Annotated in this window: 18 protein-coding genes; 9 read left to right on the forward strand and 9 right to left on the reverse strand. The window is 59.9% G+C overall.

All coding sequences use genetic code 11. The annotated features are described in order from the left end of the window. Window positions 1-2 precede the first annotated feature (2 nt). A complete protein-coding gene (locus tag ACR0NA_RS01020) occupies window positions 3-1,472 on the reverse strand; it encodes a leucyl aminopeptidase (RefSeq protein ID WP_480725323.1) in 1,470 nt (489 codons plus the stop codon). Between the two features lie 230 nt (window positions 1,473-1,702). On the opposite strand from ACR0NA_RS01020, the gene lptG reads away from it, so the two are divergent. From lptG to rsmA, 5 genes are all read left to right on the forward strand, one after another. Further along, window positions 1,703-2,803 carry an LPS export ABC transporter permease LptG gene (gene lptG, locus ACR0NA_RS01025; RefSeq protein WP_480725327.1) on the forward strand — a complete coding sequence of 367 codons (1,101 nt, stop codon included), beginning with the start codon at window positions 1,703-1,705 and terminating at the stop codon, window positions 2,801-2,803. After that, a complete protein-coding gene (locus tag ACR0NA_RS01030) occupies window positions 2,803-4,971 on the forward strand; it encodes an LPS-assembly protein LptD (RefSeq protein WP_480725329.1) in 2,169 nt (722 codons plus the stop codon). Before lptG ends, ACR0NA_RS01030 begins: the two co-directional genes overlap by 1 nt. After that, window positions 4,962-6,215: a peptidylprolyl isomerase gene (locus ACR0NA_RS01035; protein WP_480725332.1), complete on the forward strand. Its 1,254-nt coding sequence runs from the start codon at window positions 4,962-4,964 to the stop codon at window positions 6,213-6,215. The genes ACR0NA_RS01030 and ACR0NA_RS01035 overlap by 10 nt, the downstream gene beginning before the upstream one ends. After that, entirely contained in the window at window positions 6,212-7,177 is a 966-nt protein-coding gene (gene pdxA / locus ACR0NA_RS01040) for a 4-hydroxythreonine-4-phosphate dehydrogenase PdxA (RefSeq protein WP_480725336.1), read from the forward strand. Before ACR0NA_RS01035 ends, pdxA begins: the two co-directional genes overlap by 4 nt. 84 nt (window positions 7,178-7,261) lie before the next feature. Continuing rightward, window positions 7,262-8,104, forward strand: a complete 843-nt coding sequence (rsmA, locus tag ACR0NA_RS01045) for a 16S rRNA (adenine(1518)-N(6)/adenine(1519)-N(6))-dimethyltransferase RsmA (RefSeq protein WP_480725339.1) — start codon at window positions 7,262-7,264, stop codon at window positions 8,102-8,104. A gap of 89 nt (window positions 8,105-8,193) precedes the next feature. On the opposite strand, the gene ACR0NA_RS01050 is transcribed toward rsmA, so the two are convergent. The 3 genes from ACR0NA_RS01050 to prfA all read right to left on the reverse strand — a co-directional run bounded on the left by ACR0NA_RS01050 (window position 8,194) and on the right by prfA (window position 10,936). Further along, window positions 8,194-8,799 carry a DUF4167 domain-containing protein gene (locus ACR0NA_RS01050; RefSeq protein WP_480725341.1) on the reverse strand — a complete coding sequence of 202 codons (606 nt, stop codon included), beginning with the start codon at window positions 8,797-8,799 and terminating at the stop codon, window positions 8,194-8,196. 239 nt (window positions 8,800-9,038) lie between these two features. Continuing rightward, on the reverse strand, window positions 9,039-9,884 hold the full coding sequence (gene prmC / locus ACR0NA_RS01055) for a peptide chain release factor N(5)-glutamine methyltransferase (RefSeq protein WP_480725343.1): 846 nt from the start codon (window positions 9,882-9,884) through the stop codon (window positions 9,039-9,041). After that, complete coding sequence (gene prfA, locus ACR0NA_RS01060) at window positions 9,881-10,936, reverse strand: peptide chain release factor 1 (RefSeq protein WP_480450166.1); 1,056 nt, start codon at window positions 10,934-10,936, stop codon at window positions 9,881-9,883. The genes prmC and prfA overlap by 4 nt, the downstream gene beginning before the upstream one ends. Window positions 10,937-10,997: 61 nt before the next feature. Here prfA and ACR0NA_RS01065 point away from each other — a divergent pair, with 61 nt between their 5' ends. Then, the gene (locus tag ACR0NA_RS01065) at window positions 10,998-11,285 is read left to right on the forward strand and encodes a hypothetical protein (RefSeq protein ID WP_170652159.1); all 288 of its coding nucleotides are present in this window, start codon (window positions 10,998-11,000) and stop codon (window positions 11,283-11,285) included. On the opposite strand, the gene ACR0NA_RS01070 is transcribed toward ACR0NA_RS01065, so the two are convergent. The 4 genes from ACR0NA_RS01070 to ACR0NA_RS01085 all read right to left on the reverse strand — a co-directional run bounded on the left by ACR0NA_RS01070 (window position 11,226) and on the right by ACR0NA_RS01085 (window position 14,897). Next, complete coding sequence (locus ACR0NA_RS01070; protein ID WP_480725345.1) at window positions 11,226-11,627, reverse strand: DUF1499 domain-containing protein; 402 nt, start codon at window positions 11,625-11,627, stop codon at window positions 11,226-11,228. The two genes, ACR0NA_RS01065 and ACR0NA_RS01070, sit on opposite strands and share 60 nt — an antisense overlap. Before the next feature lie 71 nt (window positions 11,628-11,698). Then, window positions 11,699-12,646 (reverse strand): agmatinase, encoded by a 948-nt coding sequence (gene speB, locus ACR0NA_RS01075; RefSeq protein ID WP_480725347.1) that lies wholly within the window; start codon window positions 12,644-12,646, stop codon window positions 11,699-11,701. 64 nt (window positions 12,647-12,710) lie between these two features. Then, a complete protein-coding gene (speB, locus tag ACR0NA_RS01080) occupies window positions 12,711-13,679 on the reverse strand; it encodes an agmatinase (RefSeq protein ID WP_170652152.1) in 969 nt (322 codons plus the stop codon). A 54-nt stretch (window positions 13,680-13,733) separates the two neighbouring features. Next, entirely contained in the window at window positions 13,734-14,897 is a 1,164-nt protein-coding gene (locus tag ACR0NA_RS01085) for a M20 aminoacylase family protein (RefSeq protein WP_170652150.1), read from the reverse strand. A 66-nt stretch (window positions 14,898-14,963) separates the two neighbouring features. Between ACR0NA_RS01085 and mazG the strand changes: the two genes are divergently transcribed. From mazG to ACR0NA_RS01100, 3 genes are all read left to right on the forward strand, one after another. Further along, window positions 14,964-15,821: a nucleoside triphosphate pyrophosphohydrolase gene (gene mazG, locus ACR0NA_RS01090; protein ID WP_480725349.1), complete on the forward strand. Its 858-nt coding sequence runs from the start codon at window positions 14,964-14,966 to the stop codon at window positions 15,819-15,821. A 63-nt stretch (window positions 15,822-15,884) separates the two neighbouring features. After that, window positions 15,885-16,826, forward strand: a complete 942-nt coding sequence (locus ACR0NA_RS01095) for a nucleoside hydrolase (protein ID WP_480725351.1) — start codon at window positions 15,885-15,887, stop codon at window positions 16,824-16,826. Then, window positions 16,823-17,272 (forward strand): N-acetyltransferase family protein, encoded by a 450-nt coding sequence (locus tag ACR0NA_RS01100; RefSeq protein ID WP_480725353.1) that lies wholly within the window; start codon window positions 16,823-16,825, stop codon window positions 17,270-17,272. Before ACR0NA_RS01095 ends, ACR0NA_RS01100 begins: the two co-directional genes overlap by 4 nt. A gap of 77 nt (window positions 17,273-17,349) precedes the next feature. On the opposite strand, the gene eno is transcribed toward ACR0NA_RS01100, so the two are convergent. Further along, window positions 17,350-18,624, reverse strand: coding sequence for a phosphopyruvate hydratase (eno, locus tag ACR0NA_RS01105; RefSeq protein ID WP_480725355.1), 1,275 nt, complete (start codon window positions 18,622-18,624; stop codon window positions 17,350-17,352). Window positions 18,625-18,633 lie beyond the last annotated feature (9 nt).

The raw sequence follows: 18,633 nt of genomic DNA on the forward strand, positions 1-18,633 counted from the left end.
GGTTATTGCTCGAAGTTATCCTGCACCATGCGGCTGAGTGCGCGAACACCCCAGCCCGTGGCGCCCTTGGGTGCATAGGCGGTTTCGGACGAGACCGAGGCGACGCCGGCGATGTCCAGGTGAATCCACGGGGTTTCTTCCTTGACGAAACGCTGCAGAAACTGCGCGGCGGTGATCGACCCGGCCGGTCGCCCGCCCACATTCTTCATGTCGGCAATCCGCGATTTCAGCATATCGTCATAGGCCTTGCCCAACGGCATCCGCCACGCACCTTCCCCTTCGGTCTTTGCCGCACTGAGGAATGCATCGCAAAAGGTGTCGTTGTTCGAGAATACGCCAGCGTTCTCATGCCCCAGCCCGATGATGACCGCACCGGTCAGGGTTGCCAGATCGATCATACCGACGGGGTTAAACCGCTCCTGCGCGTACCACATGACGTCGCACAAAACCAAACGGCCCTCGGCGTCGGTGTTGATGATCTCGACGGTGTCGCCCTTCATCGACTTCACCACATCCCCGGGACGGGTCGCAGTTCCTGACGGCATGTTTTCTACCAGCCCGACAAGGCCAACGACATTTGCCTTGGCCTTGCGCAGCGCCAGCGCCCGCATTGTACCGGCCACAACGCCCGCACCGCCCATATCCATGGTCATGTCTTCCATACCGGCCGATGGTTTCAGGGATATGCCGCCCGTATCGAACACCACGCCCTTGCCGACCAGCGCCAGCGGTGCATCATCCTTGTCACCACCGTTCCAGTGCATCACCACAACCTTCGAGGGGCTCTCGGACCCCTGCCCGACGCTCAGCAATGTGCGCATGCCCAGTTCGGCCAACTTATCCTCTTCCAGCACCTCGACCTTCAGCCCAAGCGCTTCCATCTCTTTCAGTCGGTCGGCGAATTCGGTTGTGGTCAGAACATTTGCAGGCTCGTTGACCAGATCGCGCGTCATGTGGACACCTTCGGCCACCGCCTGCAGCGGGGCAAAGGCCGCCTCGGCGTCATCCGGCTTGGTATGACAGATTGTCACCACGCCACGCTCTTCCGGTTCTTTGGTCTTGTGCGCATCAAAGTCATAGGTGCGTAGCGCGATACCGGCAGCCAGATCTTCGATCCGGGGCTGATTGCCCGCCATGACCAAAAGCGGCTTGGCGCCCGCAGCCTTGGCAAGCGCCGCACCGGCCTTGCGGCATTCTTCGCTATCGGCACGACGCGGCAGAACCAGAACGTCCAACGCCTCGGCCGCCATCCCACCTGGCCACGCCAACGAGATCACCTGCCCCGCCTTGGCCTTTCCAAACCGCTCGCTCTCCAGCAGCCTTGCCACTGCACCCCGTGTCAACCTGTTGGCCCTGCGCGCACCGGGATCCATCTTGCCCTCGGGCGGTATCACAATGGCAACGCGCCCCTCGGCAGTGGCCATCTGATCAAGGTCTGTCGGTTGAAAACGGATCGGGATCGAACTGCTCATCGCTTGCTCCAGAAATGTTGTTTGCACCAGAGGTAGCCTGCCCCGCCCGACTTGACCAGATAGCAGTTTTCCCCGCCAGACAATTCGATTATGGTCGCCGCAAAATAACTGGCAGGCTCCGGGGAGATCGCATTGGCACCATACGGCAGGCATATGCCGTCGCGCAGTATTTGCCGCTGTAGCGATTGTTCTGTGATTCCCGCGAACTGCAATGTGGCGGAGGTCGCCCGGTGATCCTCGACCGCTACTTCGCCCGCAGATTCATACAGAGTTTTCTGATGATCGGCGGCGTTTTCCTGACCCTCATCATGCTGATCGACCTGATCGAACAGGTGCGCCGATTCAACGAGGCCGACCTCGGCTTTGGGCAGTTGGTCCAACTGACCCTTCTGAATACGCCAGCAGCAGTCAGCGAAATGCTGCCGTTGCTAATGATCCTGTCCACCATCGCCTTGTTCATCGGTTTGGCCCGCAGCTCGGAACTGGTAGTGACCCGGGCCATCGGGCGCTCTGGTATCCGCGCCCTGATTGCGCCTGTTGTGGTATCTCTGATCATCGGGGCGCTGTCCGTCGCGCTTCTGAACCCGATCGTGGCGGCCACCTCTGAAGAATTCCGAAAGCTTTCCGAGGGGTACCTGAACGGCGGTGGCTCCACGCTGTCTATCAGCCGCGAAGGTTTGTGGCTGCGGCAGGGAACCGAATCCGGCCAGTCGGTGATTCATGCAACCGGAACCGGCGATCAGGGTGAATTCGAACTGCACGGGGTAACCATCACCGCCTTCTCGCCAGACGGCAAACCGACCCGCCAGATCGCCGCGAGCCGGGCGCGCCTTGGTGATGGCGTGTGGATTCTGACGAATGCCAAGTCCTGGCCGCTGCAGGATGGTCTCAACCCCGAGGCCAACGCCACGCGATACAAACAACTGGAGCTGCCCACGTCGCTGACACGTGACAGAATTCTGGATTCACTGGGACAGCAAGACGCGGTGTCAGTCTACGACCTACCACAACTCATCAAGGATCTGCGGCAGGCCGGGTTCACCACCAAGCAGTATGAGGTATGGCTGCAGGTACAGCTGGCCAGACCGCTCTTTCTGGTTTCAATGGTTCTGATCGGAGCGGTATTTACCATGCGCCACGTCAGATTCGGGGGCACCGGCATTGCCGTTCTGACCGCCGTTCTTTTGGGTTTCGCGATCTATTTCGTCCGCAACTTCGCGCAAATACTGGGGGAAAACGGCCAGCTTCCTGTTCTGGTTGCCGCTTGGGCACCTCCGGTTGCGGCCATCCTGCTATCACTGGGCCTGCTGCTTCATGCGGAGGATGGATGATGCGGCGGCTGGTATCCCTATTGCTATCGGGGGTCGTGTTTGTGACCCCGATCTCTTCTGCCCTCGCGCAGAATGCCAATCCGCGCAGCGCAGCTGGTGACGAAACCGAACAACCAGCAGACCCACCGGCCCTGCTGGTGGCCGACAAGGTTTTTATCACCAGAGAGCGCAAGCTGATCGCCGAAGGCAACGTCGAGGCCTATCAGGGCGAAACAAAACTGACGGCTCGTAAAATCACCTATGACAGAGAAACCGGCCAACTGACGATCGAAGGGCCGATCCGCATTGACGAACGTGGTACGTCGACCCTACTCGCGGATTCCGCAGAACTGGATTCAGGGTTTCAGAACGGCATCCTGAAAAGCGCACGGTTGGTTTTTGAACAGCAAGTTCAGATCGCATCCGTTCAGGCCACACGGGCCAGCGGGCGCTATACGCAATTCAGCAAAGTGTCGGCCACATCCTGCCATGTCTGTGAAAACGGCAAACCACCCCTTTGGCAGATCCGTGCCCGCAAGGTCACCCACGATCAGGTCAAACAGCAACTTTATTTCGAAGGTGCTCAATTTCGCGTTCTGGACGTACCGCTGTTTTACTTTCCAGTTTTGCGTTTGCCGGACCCGACGCTGGACCGCGCCACCGGGTTTCTGGTTCCGTCGATCCGAACCACATCGCAGCTGGGAACCGGCGTTCAGGTGCCCTACTTCTTCAAGATTGGCGATCACAAGGACCTGACGCTGACGCCCTATGTCTCTGACAAAACAACGACATTGGGCTTTCGATACAGACAGGCCTTTCGAAACGGCCGGATCGACGTCGAAGGCGCCTATACTCAGGATGACCTGCTGCCCGGTCAGGATCGTGGTTACCTGTTTGCGCGTGGACGGTTCAACCTGAAGAACGACTTCAAACTGCGGTTCGACCTGCGAGCCACGTCCGACGACTCGTATCTGGCTGACTACGGGCTTCCCGACTTGGACCGCCTGCGCAGCGAAATCTCTCTGGAGCGGATCAAACGTGATACCGCATTCCGCACCAGATTCATCCACTACAAATCCCTGCGCGATCGCGAACCACAGGATCTGATCCCGTCCCGGGTATTCGACCTGGACTATCGGAAACGCTATTTTCCCAGTCAGTTAGGCGGAGAAGTTCGACTGGGCTTTATCGCGCACAATCATGAACGCACCAGCGATCAGGACATCATCGGACGCGACGTCGCGCGGGCAACCTTTGACGCGGAATGGCTAAAAAGCTGGATCTGGAACTCGGGACTGCGTGCAGACTGGCGGATCGGCGCCTCGGTCGACACATTCAATATTCGCGACGACAGCCAGTTTCCGGATCGCATTACCCGGTCAACTCCAAGAACGGCCTTCACGCTCCGATACCCGATGGTGAAACGCGAAAAGTCCGGGGCCACGCAGCACCTCGAACCAATTGCGCAAGTCGGCTGGACACATGTGACAAACACGGATGTGCCCAATGACGAAAGCAACTTTCAGGAGTTCGATCAGGGCAACCTGCTGTCCCTTTCGCGTTTTCCGGCCGAGGACCATCGCGAAGACGGTTCGACGGCCGTCGTCGGCCTGAACTGGGCGCGCTACAATCCCGATGGCTGGGAGGCATTCGCCACAATCGGTCAGGTTTTTCGAAACAAGGCGGACCCCGAATTCACACTGACATCCGGCCTTCAGGGCACATCTTCTGACCTGTTGCTGGCCGGTCAGCTAAAACTGAACAGAAAATTCTCGCTGGCCGCCCGTGGCATCCTCAACGGTGACATGAACTTTACCAAGGCAGAAGTACGCAGTACCTGGGGGAACGAAGTAGTGCGCCTGTCAGGCAGCTATGTCTGGCTCGAGGAAGACCCGGATGAGGCCCTTACGGATGAGATTTCCGAAGTCCGCGTGGCCGGACGATATCAGATCAATCAAAACTGGCTAACCAGAGCAAGTGCACGCTACGATCTCAGCGAATCCGAACCGATCAGGCTTGGATTCGGTTTGACCTATCAAAATGAATGCGTAGCAGTAAACATGAACGTGAATCGGCGCTATACGTCCAACTCGAGTATTGAGCCGACAACGGAATTCGGCTTTACCATTGCCCTGACTGGATATGCCGTTAACGGTGGTGGCAAGAAGTATAAAAAATCATGCAGCTAATCTCAGGACTCTCAAAGATCACTCTTTCCCGCTGGCTGAAACCGGCAATGCCTGTGCTGACCGCAGCTCTTTTTGCGTGCACATCATTGCCTGCCACCGCTCAAAGCCTGTTTTCACCGGCAATCCGGGTCAATCAGGATATCGTGACATGGTATGAACTGGACCAGCGTCTGCAGTTCATGCAGATACTGCGCATACCCGGCGGTTCCGAGGCCGAGGTGCGTCAGGCGCTGATCGACGACCGCCTGCGGCAGCAGGCAATCCGCGATGCCGGTATCGAAATCCCGCCCGAAGACGTTCAGGTCGGAATCGACGACTTTGCCGCCCGTGGTCAGTTGTCGACCGAGGACTTCCTGAGGCTTCTGAACAATGAAGGCATCGCAACGGAAACTGTTCGGGATTTCGTCAAAATTCAGATGGCTTGGCGCGACTACGTAAGCGCGCGCTTCATTTCACAAGCCCGACCGACCGAGGCCGAAGTCGACCGCGCTATGGGCCAGGCGGGCGGTGGCGGCCTGCAGGTGCTGCTGTCTGAAATCATCATTCCGGTTACCCCACAAACGCTGGGTCAGGCCGAGGCGCTGGCGGAAGAAATCGCGCTTTTGCCCGATTACGACTCGTTTTCTGCTGCCGCCGCGCAATATTCCGCGGCCGACACCCGGGCCAATGGCGGTCGGCTGGACTGGCTGCCGCTCAGCAATTTGCCCCCGGCCCTACAGCCTGTGATCCTTGGCCTCAACAAAGGTGAGATCACGTCGCCGCTGACCCTGCCCAATGCCGTGGCGCTGTTTCAAATGCGTGGCCTGCGCGAAGTCTCGACCGGGGCTCCAAATTTTTCGAAAATCGACTACGCAACCTACTATATGGCAGGCGGTCGCAGCCCGGAAACGCTCAAGCAAGCCGCCGAAATCATGGCGACCGTTGATACTTGCGACGACCTTTACGGCGTAGCCAAGGAACAACCCGCCGAGGTTCTCGACCGGGTCTCAGCCAGCCCGTCGGAAATTCCCCGCGATATCGCGCTGGAACTGGGCAAGCTCGATCCGGGCGAAATCTCGACCACTCTGACCCGCAACAACGGTCAGACACTGGTTCTTCTGATGCTGTGCAACCGAACCCGCGATCTGGGCGAGGAAACATCGCGCCAGGATATCGCCAACGCCCTGACTCAGCAGCGCCTGCAAGCCTTCGCCGAAAGCCAGCTGGAACAGCTGCGCGCGGATGCCCACATCGTCGAACAATGACCCCGCCTATCGCACTGAGCTGCGGTGAGCCCTCAGGCGTCGGCCCGGAAATCGCGGCAAAAGCATGGGAGCAGTTGCGGGACACCTGCCCCTTCGTCTGGATTGGCGATCCGCGGCATCTGCCCGCAGCGACGCCGATCGCAATTGTGAACGACCCTGCCGAGGCCACCGCGCACTGCGCCAATGCGATGCCCGTACTGCCGTTGACCTTCTCAGCACCGGCACAACCCGGTCAGCCAGACCAGGCAAACGCCCCCTTTGTCATAGAGGCCATCGAAAAAGCGGTGGCGCTGGTTCAGTCCGGCAAAGCCTCGGCTGTGTGTACCGCGCCAATTCACAAGAAAGCGCTGATCGACGGCGCAGGCTTCCCGCACCCGGGGCATACCGAATTCCTTGCCTTTCTGGCCGGGAAAAAGCGCGTGGTCATGATGCTGGCAAGTGACCAGCTGCGCGTCGTCCCCGCCACCATTCACATCGCCCTGTCCGACGTCCCATCTGTCCTGACACCGGAACTGTTGCGCGAAACCACAGAAATCACGATACGCGGACTTCAGGAACAATTCGGCATTTCCACACCCCGAATTGCCGTTGCCGGTCTCAACCCCCATGCAGGTGAAGGCGGCAAGATGGGGAGCGAAGAAATCGACTGGATCGCCCCCCTGCTTGAAAACATGCGGGCCGAAGGACTGTCCGTGACCGGCCCTCATCCCGCCGACACCATGTTTCACGCGGCAGCCCGGGCGCGATACGACGCAGCAATTGCGATGTACCACGATCAGGCACTGATCCCGATCAAAACGCTGGATTTCGACCGGGGGGTAAACGTGACACTAGGATTGCCCTTCATCCGCACCTCGCCTGATCACGGCACAGCCCTCGATATCGCAGGACAGAACATCGCCAACCCTACCAGCCTGATCGAGGCGCTGAAACTGGCCCAACAGATGGCGCAAAGGGCTTGATCCTTCCTCTTGCCGGAAATATCCCCGCCAGAGGCAAAAAATCTATGGCGCCCCCCTGCCGTTCCACACCACGATGATCAGACCATGAGCGCAATAGACAACCTTCCCCCCCTTCGCGAAGTGATCGCGACCCACCAACTTTCCGCGCGCAAGTCGCTTGGGCAGAATTTCCTGTTGGACCTCAACCTGACCGCCAAAATCGCCAGACAGGCTGGCGACCTGACTGACTGCGACGTGCTGGAGATCGGTCCCGGTCCCGGTGGTCTGACTCGTGGCCTTCTGGCCGAAGGCGCGCGCAAGGTGGTTGCGGTCGAAAAAGATACCCGCTGCATTGCCGCTCTTGAAGATATCACCGCCGCTTACCCCGGGCGGCTTGAGGTCATCAACGGCGACGCCCTCGAAATCGACCCATCACAACACCTGACGCCGCCTGTCCGGATCGCCGCAAACCTGCCCTACAATGTGGGGACCGAACTTCTGGTGCGCTGGCTCACGCCGCCGCAATGGCCGCCGTTCTGGCAAAGCCTGACCCTGATGTTCCAGCGTGAGGTGGCCGAGCGTGTCGTGGCCAGACCCGGCTCCAAGGCCTATGGCCGCCTTGCGATCCTCGCTCAGTGGCGCAGCGAGGCGCGCATCGCCATGTCATTGCCACCTGGGGCGTTTACCCCGCCACCCAAGGTGTCCAGCGCGGTTGTACACCTGACTGCCCTGCCTGAACCCCGCTTTCCGGCGGATGCAGCCACACTCTCGCGGGTCGTGGCGGCCGCCTTTAACCAAAGGCGAAAAATGCTGCGTGCCTCACTCAAGGGTATCGCACCCGATATCGAAGACCGCCTGCGCGCCGCCGGTATTACCCCTACAGACCGGGCCGAGCAAATTCCACTGGAGGGGTTTTGCGCTCTGGCCAGGGAAATTCAAAAGCCATAACGCCCGAAACGCATTCCCGGCAATCGGCACGAAAAATCCCGGCCAAAAGACCGGGACTTCACATGTTTCGCAAGAGGGTCTGCTAGCGGTTATTCAGCCGCTTCAGGTGCATCACCGTCGCCCGAAACCTCAGCCTTTTCCGAAGGTTCCGGCGCGGCTTTGGGCTTGCGCGTGCGCGGACGGCGCGCAGGTTTTTCCTTGCGCTCTTTGGGTTCAGCCGCCTCTGGCTCCGGGCTTTTGCTCTCGGGGGTTTCGACCAGCCCCGTATCTGCCCCGCTGGGCTGATCGGCAAAGCCAAGAACGTCAGGTTGCGGCGCTTCCGAAGGATCGGCCTGCCGTGCAGCCGTGGCCGCCGACTCGCGCTCCTGCTTTTCGGCCCGTTCACGGTCACGCTCGGCCTGCCGTTCACGGTTCTGCCGTTCCTGTTCTTCCCGGCGCGCATCAATCTCGCGCTGAGCTTCGCTTAGCATACGCAGGTAATGCTCAGCATGTTGCTGAAAATTCTCTGCGGCCACACGGTCGTTCGACAGCTGTGCGTCGCGCGCCAGTTGATTGTATTTGTCTATGATCTGCTGGGGCGTGCCGCGCACCTTACCTTCGGGTCCCGAGCTGTCGAAGACCCTGTTTACGACGTTGCCGCCAGAAGGACGATTGCGGTTGTTCTTTGCCCGCGAGCGGGATTTGGAAGATCTCATCTTATTTAACGTCAGCCTTGTAATTCACTGTCGATCAACCCGTACATTGCGCCATTTCGAGGCCGATTTCGTGACTCGTTGTCGACTTTTTTGGGCTTGGCGTCGGAGGTTCGCTGTTAAAGCGTCGCCCTCACCGACTACTCTGAGTAAGCACGTCCTGACGACGCAGACAAGAGGGTTGCCGAAAATTTCGCAGCTTTTTTACCTGAATTGGCGTTTTTCGGCCTCAATCCATCCCCTCACCCCGGCATACAGGCGCCAACAACCCGGTCGCGACCATCAAGATCGGCGATAACGCGGATTCCCGACAAACCGGATGCGTCAAACAACGCAGCGACCTTTCGTGCCTGTGTCGGGCCGATTTCCACCAGCAACCGCCCACCCGGCATAAGAAAATCCGGTGCTTCGGCGGCAATGCGCCGATAGGCGCCCAGCCCGTCGCCCTCATCCGTCAATGCCATGCGCGGTTCGTGCTCGCGCACTTCCCGCGACAGGCTTTCCATTTCGTTCGCCGATATGTAGGGCGGGTTCGACACAATCAGATCAAACTGGCCTTCGACATTTTCAAACCAGTCCGACTGCACGATCTCCAGCCGGTCCTGCACCTGATTCTGAACGGCATTGGCACTGGCCTGCAGACAGGCTGCCTCACTCAGGTCCACGCCGACCCCGGTGGCGCTGGTCCGTTCTGCCAATAGTGTGATCAGGATACACCCCGACCCCAGCCCCAGATCCAGCACGTGGTCAAAGGGATGGCTTAGCGCCGCCTCGATCAACGTTTCCGTTTCCGGGCGCGGGTCCAGTACATCGCGGCTGACACGGAAACGGCGGCCGTAAAACTCTCGCTCGCCCAGCAAGTGCGATACCGGCACCCGGATCGCGCGCAGTGAAATCAACTGGTCATAGCGTTCCACGATTTCCGCCGACAACTCGTCCGGGGCGATCAGGGTGACGCGGCTGGCCTCGATCCGCGCCGCGTGCGCCAGCAGCAGGCGCGCATCACGCGCCGGGTCATCAACCCCTGCTGCCCGCAACCGCGCGGTTGCCGCAACCATGGCTTGCGCCGCTGTCAAAGCCCCGGTCATTGTGCCATATCGGCCAGCAGCCGGGCCTGGTCATCCGCAGTCAGTGCGTCGATTACTTCGTCCAGATCGCCCTGCATCACCTGATCCAGCTTATAAAGCGTCAGGTTGATCCGGTGATCCGTCATGCGGCCTTGCGGGAAATTGTAGGTGCGGATGCGTTCCGATCGGTCACCCGAACCCACCTGACTGGCCCGATCCGCCGACCGTTCACTGTCGATCCGCTGCCGCTCAAGATCGTAGAGGCGCGTTTTCAGAACCTGCATCGCGATCTCGCGGTTGCGGTGCTGCGACTTTTCGGAGCTGGTCACCACGATACCACTGGGAACATGCGTGATCCGTACCGCCGAATCGGTCGTGTTCACGTGCTGACCGCCCGCGCCCGAACTGCGCATCGTGTCGATGCGCAGGTCATTGGCGTCTATCTGAATATCCACGTCCTCGGCCTCGGGTAGAACCGCCACTGTGGCCGCCGACGTGTGAATACGCCCGCCGCTTTCCGTTTCCGGCACCCGCTGGACGCGGTGAACACCAGATTCGTATTTCATCCGGGCAAACACGTTGTCACCCTTGATATGGGCCACCACTTCCTTGATGCCGCCCAGATCCGAGGCCTGCTCCTCGATAATCTCGAACTGCCAGCCCCGCGTTTCAGCATAACGCTGGTACATCCGCAGCAGATCACCGGCAAACAACGCCGCTTCGTCCCCTCCGGTCCCCGGCCTGATCTCCAGCATTGCCGGGCGGGCATCTGCCTTGTCCCGTGGCAGCAGCGACAGCTGCAGCGCATGCTCGGCCTCGGGAATGCGAGCCTCAAGCTCGGGGATTTCCTCCTCGGCCAGTTCCTTCATGTCCGGGTCGTCCAGCATCGCCTGCGCTTCGGACAGATCGGCCACCAACTGCCGCCAGTGCTGGATTTGTTCAACCACGGGCTTGAGCTCGGAATATTCCTTGGCCAAAGCCGCAATATCCCCGCCCGATGCGCCATCAGCCATGGCAGCTTCGAGGTATTGGAATCGTTGAGTGATCTGTTCAAGACGTTCTTCAGGGACCATCCGCGCGGTGTCTATCATCCCGAGGCTTTGGTCAAGGGCCGCCTCGTGCTAAGCTGATCCCATGAAACGGCTTGTTCTTGTCCTGATCCTCTGCGCCTCGCCTGCATTTTCGGACGTCACCGGTCCCGGCGGCAAGGTGCAGGACTGTTATTGCACCGATAAATCAGGCACCCGCGTCGAGTTGGGGGAAATGATCTGCCTGCAGGTCGATGGCCGCATGTTCATGGCACAATGCCAGATGTCGCTGAACGTCCCGATGTGGCGCGAAGTGCAGGAAGGGTGCCTATCCTCAAGGCTGCATGAGGGCGATCCACCCATCAACCCTCTGCTTGTTTACCCCGAAATCTGACCGGCCAAAACGCAACCGCCCATAGATACGCAACGTGTCGCCGTCCTGCTGCACCGTTGTGTAGTCGGGGAATCCGATCACTTTGGTGCGGGTGACATAAGTGATCATCCCCTCGTCCACCGATCCTGCCAGAACCGTGGTGCGCGGGGCATTGCGGGCAATGGCATCCAGTCGCGCCAGACCGTCCGGCCCGGTATCGATCACACGCAGAACACCCGCCTTGAAATCCCGACTTTCATCACCTCTGGGCGCTATGTGCCAGCGCGCCGTATCGGATGGCGCCAGCCGAACATAACCTGCAAGGCCAGCGACCAGAACAATCAGCACCAGAAGAAGGGTCATTTTCCATCCCATAACAGCCTGATCCCGACCCTAACCCGCACCGTCACCCACGCAAGCCACGCAGGGCCCGGTTACCGTGACGTCACACCCGGCAGAACGCACAGAAGTTCATACAGCAAGTTCGCCCCTGTCAGTGCCGTATTCCCGGACGGGTCGTATGGCGGGGAAACTTCAACCAGATCACATCCCACGATGTTCAGCCCCTTCAGCGCCTGAATAATCTGTAGCGCCTGCGGAGTGGTCAGGCCCCCGATCTCGGGCGTGCCCGTGCCCGGCGCATAGGCCGGGTCCAGGCTGTCGATGTCATAGGTGACATAAACCGGATGATCCCCCACCACGCGCCGGATCTCATCTCCGATGGATGTCAGGTTCTGGTGCCACAACTCCCACGCAGGGAAATGACGAAATCCCCAACCCTGTGCCTCGGTAAAATCAGTGGCCGCATAGCCCGAGCCGCGAATGCCGATCTGAAAGGTCTTGTCCGCGATAATCGCCCCTTCTTCATAGGCGCGACGAAAGACGGTTCCGTGCGTCTCACGCTCGCCGAACATCTCGTCGTTGACGTCGGCATGGGCATCCACATGGACCAGCGCGACAGGCCCGTGTTTCGCAGCAATCGCCCGCAGGATCGGCAGGGTGATCGAATGATCGCCCCCCATCGCCACCGGGATCACGTTCTGCGCCAAAATACCGTCATAGCTTTCTTTGATGATCTTCAGACTATCGGCCAGAGAGAACGTATTGATCGCCAGATCACCGATATCTGCGATCTGAAGGCTGTCAAAAGGGGCCGCGCCTGTGGCCATGTTATAGGGCCGGATCATTGCACTTTCGGCACGGATCTGTTTCGGCCCGAACCGCGTCCCGGATCGCCATGAGGTGCCGATATCCATCGGGATGCCCAGCACCGCCACATCCAGCCCCGCAAGCGAGGCCGCCTGCGGCAGCCGCATGAATGTATTAGGCCCGGAAAATCGAGCCAGATCGTTGCCGCTGATCGGTTGGTTAAAATCTGTCATTCCCGTCGCCTCTCCCGTCCCGCCATTTGACCAAGCACATATCGACGATATGGCTAACCAATCGTTAAGCTGGGACTAGCTTGTTCCACCCCAACAGACAAATGATCTGCGTCGCCACATGTGCCCCTGCAATGGCCGTCGCGCCCGAAGTATCAAATGGCGGCGACACCTCGACCACGTCACCGCCCTTGATGTTGATCCCGGCAATGTCGCGTAGAATAATCTGCGTCTGGATCGAGGTCAGACCTCCCCATACGGGTGTCCCGGTACCCGGTGCAAACGCCGGGTCAAGACCATCAATGTCAAAGCTCAGATAAACCGGGCTGTCGCCCAGAATACTTTTGATTTTCTGCGCCACGGCGGCCGGTCCGGCCTCGTACACTTCACGTGCGTCGATGATATTGACGCCCAGCGTATCCTCGTTGCTGGTGCGTATCCCCACCTGAACGGATCGCTTCGGGTCCACAAGCCCCAGCTTCACCGCCTTGTAGAACATGGTGCCGTGATCCACGCGGGACATGTCATCGTCAGCCCACGTATCCGTATGCGCATCGAATTGCAGCAGCGACATCGGTCCGAATTTTTCGGCATAGGCTTTCAGTATCGGAAAGCTGATGTAGTGATCCCCACCCAGCGTGACCGAGGCCACATCAGCCGCCAGAATGGTACGGATATGCTCGGTCAGCGTGTCAGGAAATGCCGGGATGTTGGCATAGTCATAGGCCATGTCGCCATAATCGATGATCGCCAACTCGCTCAGCGCATCGAAAGGCCAGCCATAGGGCGCATCGGGCGATTGCAGGGCGCTGGCCTCACGGATCGCGCGGGGCCCCAGACGGGTGCCGGGCCGGTTGGTGACCGACTGATCAAAGGGCACGCCGGTCACGGCAATATCCACGCCCTTCAGCTCCTTGGTGTACAAGCGGCGCAGAAACGATGTCGCCCCGCCAAATGTATTCTCAAAGGACAACCCCTTGAGGTCAGGATTGGTGAACGCCTCGTCCACCTGTGTCTTTGCATTTTCCAACGACATTTTAGGTCATCTTCCTCCCAAAGTTCCCCGGGGGGTTGGCGACGCGCACTAACGTCAAGCCACAGGCAGCGCCTTTTCCACGATCCTCGCAAAAAAGGATGCACCCACCGGCGCGATGTCATCGTTAAAGTTGTACTTCGGATGGTGCAGGCCCGCACCCTCGCCCTGTCCCAGAAACAGATAGGCACCGGGCCGTTCCTGCAGCATGTATGAAAAATCCTCGGCCCCCATCTCGCGCCCCGTATTGGCGATCACGCGTTCAGGGCCGGAAACCTCCCGTGCCACGTCTGCCGCAAAGGCCACTTTGTTGGCATCGTTGATCGTGGCCGGATAGCTGACGTGATAATCCAGACGCGCCTCGACCCCATAGGATGCCGCCTGCCCCTGCACGATCTGCTCCATGCGCTGCATCACCATTTTCTGCACATTCGGATCAAAGGTGCGCACGGTACCGTTGATATAGGCCGTGTCGGGGATCACGTTGTTCACCGTGCCGGTGTGAATCTGCGTGACCGAGACAACCAGATCGTCCAGCGCATAGTGATTGCGGCTGACGATGGTCTGGATCGCCTGCGCAATGCCGCAGGCCGCCATGACCGGATCGCGGGTTTCGTGCGGCATGGCCCCATGCCCGCCGACACCCTGAATATGCACCTCGAACGTGTCCACCGCCGCCATGATCGGACCGGGTGTGGTATAAAACGACCCCTCCGAAAACCCGGGCGCATTGTGCAGCGCATAGACCTGAGAGATATCGAACCGGTCCATGATGCCTTCTTCGACCATCACACCAGCCCCGCCGCCCTCTTCCTCAGCGGGCTGAAAGATCAACGCAACCCGTCCCCGGAAATTGCGCGTCTCGGCCAGATAGCGTGCCGCGCCCAGCAACATCGTTGTATGCCCGTCATGCCCGCAGGCGTGCATCTTTCCGGGGTTTGTGGAGGCATACTCCACACCGGTCTCCTCAGGAATCGGCAGCGCATCCATATCGGCGCGCAGGCCAATCGTAGGCCCTTCGCCCTGCCCGTTGATAATTGCGACGATGCCCGTGGTGGCGATCCCTTCGTGCAGTTCATCCACACCAAACTCGCGCAGACGCTCGGCCACAAACGCAGCGGTTTCATGACATTCGAACTCAAGTTCAGGGATCGTATGCAGGTGCTGGCGCCACGTGGTCATATCGGCGGCAAAGTCGGCAATTCGGTTCACGACGGGCATCTGGGGTGGACTCCTGATCCAAGCTGCGGGATGGATGCATCTGACACCGGAACAAGGGGCTTCGCAATGGCTGAAAATCCGCTGATCCACGACTCTGACGCAGGGATTGAGCGCCTGTTGGAGATTATGCGCCGCCTGCGCGACCCGCAGACGGGCTGTCCGTGGGATATCGAACAGGATTTCTCAACCATCGCTCCCTACACGATCGAAGAAGCCTATGAGGTCGCCGACGCCATCGAACGCGAGGCGTATGATGAACTGAAGGGCGAACTGGGCGACCTGCTGTTCCAATCCGTGTTCCACGCGCAGATGGCGCAGGAGGCCGGGCATTTCACGTTTCAGGACGTGGTGCGCACCATGTCGGACAAGATGGTGGACCGGCACCCGCACGTGTTTGGCGATGAATCCCGCGACAAGTCCGCCGAACAGCAGACGCTGGACTGGGAAACCATCAAAGCGGCAGAACGCGCAGGCAAGGAACAGAAAGGCGCGCTGGACGGTGTGGCGGCCAACCTGCCCGCCCTGCTGCGCGCTCACAAGTTGCAGAAACGCGCAGCCCGCGTAGGCTTCGACTGGCCCGACGCCAGCCATGTCCTTTCCAAAATCACCGAAGAAGCCGCAGAGCTGGAAGAGGCGTGCGACAGCATGGATGCCGACGCGCTAGAGGATGAATTTGGCGATCTGCTGTTTGTCATCGTTAATCTGGGGCGTCATCTGGGGATCGAGCCCGAGGCCGCGCTGCGCCGAACCAACGCCAAGTTCACCCGACGTTTTGAACAGGTCGAGGCGCGTCTTGCCGCGCGCGGCAAAACCCCGTCGCAAAGCGATCTGGCCGAGATGGACGCGCTTTGGGACGAGGTCAAAACCGAGGAACACCGCGCCAATGGCAAACTCCCGCCGGTGGATGCGCCGACCGACGCCTGAAACCGCTGGACAAGTGAGGCAGCGCTTGCCAGTCTCCGCCCTTCAACACTTCGGAGGCCGTCCATGACAGCGCGCAAGATCATCATCGACACCGACCCCGGACAGGATGACGCCGTCGCCATCCTTCTGGCGCTGGCCAGCCCCGAAGAGATCGAGGTTCTGGGCATCACGGCGGTCGCCGGAAATGTGCCGCTGGAACTGACCGCAAAAAATGCGCGCATCGTCTGTGAGCTGGCAGGCCATACCGAAGTGCCCGTCTATGCCGGTTGCGACCGCCCGCTGAACCGCCCCCTGATCACCGCTGAACATGTACACGGCAAAACCGGTCTGGACGGGCCTGTTCTGCCCGACCCGCAGATGCCTCTGACAGAAGGCCACGCCGTCGATTTCATCATCGACACCCTGCGCGCGCATGAAGCCGGCACCGTTACCCTCTGCCCACTTGGCCCGCTGACCAACATCGCGACAGCTTTTCAGAAAGCCCCCGATATCGTTGATCGTGTTCAGGAAATCGTATTGATGGGTGGCGCGTATTTTGAGGTTGGGAACATCACGCCAACGGCAGAGTTCAACATTCACGTCGATCCAGAAGCCGCTGATATCGTATTTAAATCCGGCAGACCCATTGTCGTCATGTCGCTGGACGTGACCCACAAGGCACTTGTCACCAAACCCCGCAACGACGCTTTCCGCGCGCTTGGAAACAAGGTTGGTGTGGCCGTGGCGGAAATGACCGATTTCTTCGAACGGTTCGACAAGAACAAATACGGCAGCGAAGGCGCCCCCCTGCATGACCCCTGCGTTACCGCCTGGTTGATCAAGCCCGAGCTGTTCTCAGGCCGTCATGTCAATGTCGAGATCGAAACCCAATCCGATCTGACCCTCGGCATGACCGTCGCAGACTGGTGGGGCGTCACCGACCGACCACCCAACGCCACGTTCATGGGTGATCTGGATGCGGACGGCTTTTTCGCCCTGCTTACCGAACGGCTGGCCCGGCTATGACCGCTGCCCTTCGCCTTGCCCGCCCCGACGATCTGGACCGGTTGATGGCGCTGGTCGCCGCCTTTCATACCGAGGCCGGTATCGAGCAGGATCACGATCAGCGCCGCGATGCCCTCCTCCCGCTGCTTGAGGGCATCCCGCATGGTTGCGTTTACCTGATCGGCCCCTCTCGCGCCCCGCTTGGATATATCGTCATAACCTTTGGCTGGTCGGTCGAGTTCGGAGGCATGGACGCCTTTGCCGATGAAATCTACATCCGCCCCGCTGTGCGCGGCCGCGGCATCGCCACCGAGGTTCTGTTGGAATTGCCCAAGGCACTTGCACAGGCCGGTATCCGCGCCATCCATCTGGAGGTGGATCGCGACAACGAAACCGTTCAGCGACTGTATGCGCGCACCGGATTCAGGGCGCGAGAACGCTACATGCTCATGAGCCGAACCTTGTAGCGCATTCCGATGGAATGGCACTGCACCCGGCCCCATTCGAATAACAGGACCGGGCGGTATTTGTCAGGCGTTGCCAATCAACGCAGGATCGAACGTCCCGCGTATTCCGCGACTTCACCCAGCGATTCTTCGATGCGGATCAACTGGTTGTACTTGGCCAGCCGGTCCGAGCGCGCCAGCGATCCGGTTTTGATCTGACCACAGTTGGTGGCAACCGCCAGATCGGCAATCGTTGCATCCTCTGTTTCGCCCGAACGGTGCGACATGACGTTGGTGTAACGCGCACGGTGGGCCATATCGACGGCCTTCAGCGTTTCGGTCAGCGAACCGATCTGGTTCACCTTGACCAGCATCGAGTTGGCGCAGCCCCGCTCGATCCCCTCGGCCAGACGCGCCGGGTTGGTCACGAACAGATCGTCACCCACCAGCTGCACCTTGTCACCAATGGCGTCGGTCAGTGCCTTCCAGCCGTCCCAGTCATCCTCGGACATGCCATCCTCGATCGAGATGATTGGATAGTCGGCAACCAGCGCCGCCAGATAGGCCGCGTTTTCCTCGGACGTCAGGGTCGTGCCCTCACCCGACAGAACGTATTTTCCGTCCTTGTAGTATTCGGTCGCCGCACAATCGAGCGCCAGATGAATGTCTTCGCCCGGCTTGTAGCCCGCTTTTTCAATCGACTTCAGAACGAAATCCAGCGCCTCGCGGGTCGAGGCGATGTTGGGCGCAAAACCGCCTTCGTCACCCACCCCGGTGGCCAGACCTGCCGCCGACAACTCTTTTTTCAGCGTGTGGAACACCTCCGCCCCCATGCGCACCGCTTCGCGGATGTTGCTGGCCGAGACGGGCATGATCATGAATTCCTGAATGTCGATCGGGTTGTCCGCGTGTTCGCCGCCATTGATGATGTTCATCATAGGCACCGGCAGAACACGGGCCGAGGTGCCGCCCACATAGCGGTACAGCGGCTGCGTGGTGAAATCCGCCGCCGCCTTGGCAGTTGCCAGCGAAACACCCAGAATGGCGTTGGCACCCAGACGGCCCTTGTTCTCGGTCCCGTCCAATTCGATCATGGCGCCGTCGATGGCCACCTGCTCGGTCGCGTCAAAGCCTACCAGTTCCTCGGCGATCTCACCGTTCACGGCGGCCACGGCCTCCAGTACGCCTTTGCCCAGATACCGATCCTTGTCGCCATCGCGCTTTTCAACCGCCTCATAGGCCCCGGTTGACGCACCCGAAGGAACCGCGGCGCGGCCCATTGTTCCGTCTTCCAGAATCACGTCCACCTCGACGGTGGGATTGCCCCGGCTGTCCAGAATTTCGCGCGCGTGAATGTCGATGATGGTGCTCATGAGGCCCGT

It is taken from the genome of Ruegeria sp. C11, from assembly GCF_056537725.1.

Coding starts and splice junctions, on each gene's coding strand:
- ACR0NA_RS01070 (WP_480725345.1), bottom strand. CDS start 11,627: ATGACCCTTCTTCTGGTGCTGATTGTTCTGGTCGCTGGCCTTGCAGGT.
- ACR0NA_RS01050 (WP_480725341.1), bottom strand. CDS start 8,799: ATGAGATCTTCCAAATCCCGCTCGCGGGCAAAGAACAACCGCAATCGT.
- prmC (WP_480725343.1), bottom strand. CDS start 9,884: ATGACCGGGGCTTTGACAGCGGCGCAAGCCATGGTTGCGGCAACCGCG.
- eno (WP_480725355.1), bottom strand. CDS start 18,624: ATGAGCACCATCATCGACATTCACGCGCGCGAAATTCTGGACAGCCGG.
- ACR0NA_RS01030 (WP_480725329.1), top strand. CDS start 2,803: ATGCGGCGGCTGGTATCCCTATTGCTATCGGGGGTCGTGTTTGTGACC.
- ACR0NA_RS01065 (WP_170652159.1), top strand. CDS start 10,998: ATGAAACGGCTTGTTCTTGTCCTGATCCTCTGCGCCTCGCCTGCATTT.
- mazG (WP_480725349.1), top strand. CDS start 14,964: ATGGCTGAAAATCCGCTGATCCACGACTCTGACGCAGGGATTGAGCGC.
- ACR0NA_RS01095 (WP_480725351.1), top strand. CDS start 15,885: ATGACAGCGCGCAAGATCATCATCGACACCGACCCCGGACAGGATGAC.
- ACR0NA_RS01035 (WP_480725332.1), top strand. CDS start 4,962: ATGCAGCTAATCTCAGGACTCTCAAAGATCACTCTTTCCCGCTGGCTG.
- prfA (WP_480450166.1), bottom strand. CDS start 10,936: ATGGTCCCTGAAGAACGTCTTGAACAGATCACTCAACGATTCCAATAC.
- pdxA (WP_480725336.1), top strand. CDS start 6,212: ATGACCCCGCCTATCGCACTGAGCTGCGGTGAGCCCTCAGGCGTCGGC.
- speB (WP_170652152.1), bottom strand. CDS start 13,679: ATGTCGTTGGAAAATGCAAAGACACAGGTGGACGAGGCGTTCACCAAT.
- ACR0NA_RS01085 (WP_170652150.1), bottom strand. CDS start 14,897: ATGCCCGTCGTGAACCGAATTGCCGACTTTGCCGCCGATATGACCACG.
- speB (WP_480725347.1), bottom strand. CDS start 12,646: ATGACAGATTTTAACCAACCGATCAGCGGCAACGATCTGGCTCGATTT.
- ACR0NA_RS01020 (WP_480725323.1), bottom strand. CDS start 1,472: ATGAGCAGTTCGATCCCGATCCGTTTTCAACCGACAGACCTTGATCAG.
- rsmA (WP_480725339.1), top strand. CDS start 7,262: ATGAGCGCAATAGACAACCTTCCCCCCCTTCGCGAAGTGATCGCGACC.
- ACR0NA_RS01100 (WP_480725353.1), top strand. CDS start 16,823: ATGACCGCTGCCCTTCGCCTTGCCCGCCCCGACGATCTGGACCGGTTG.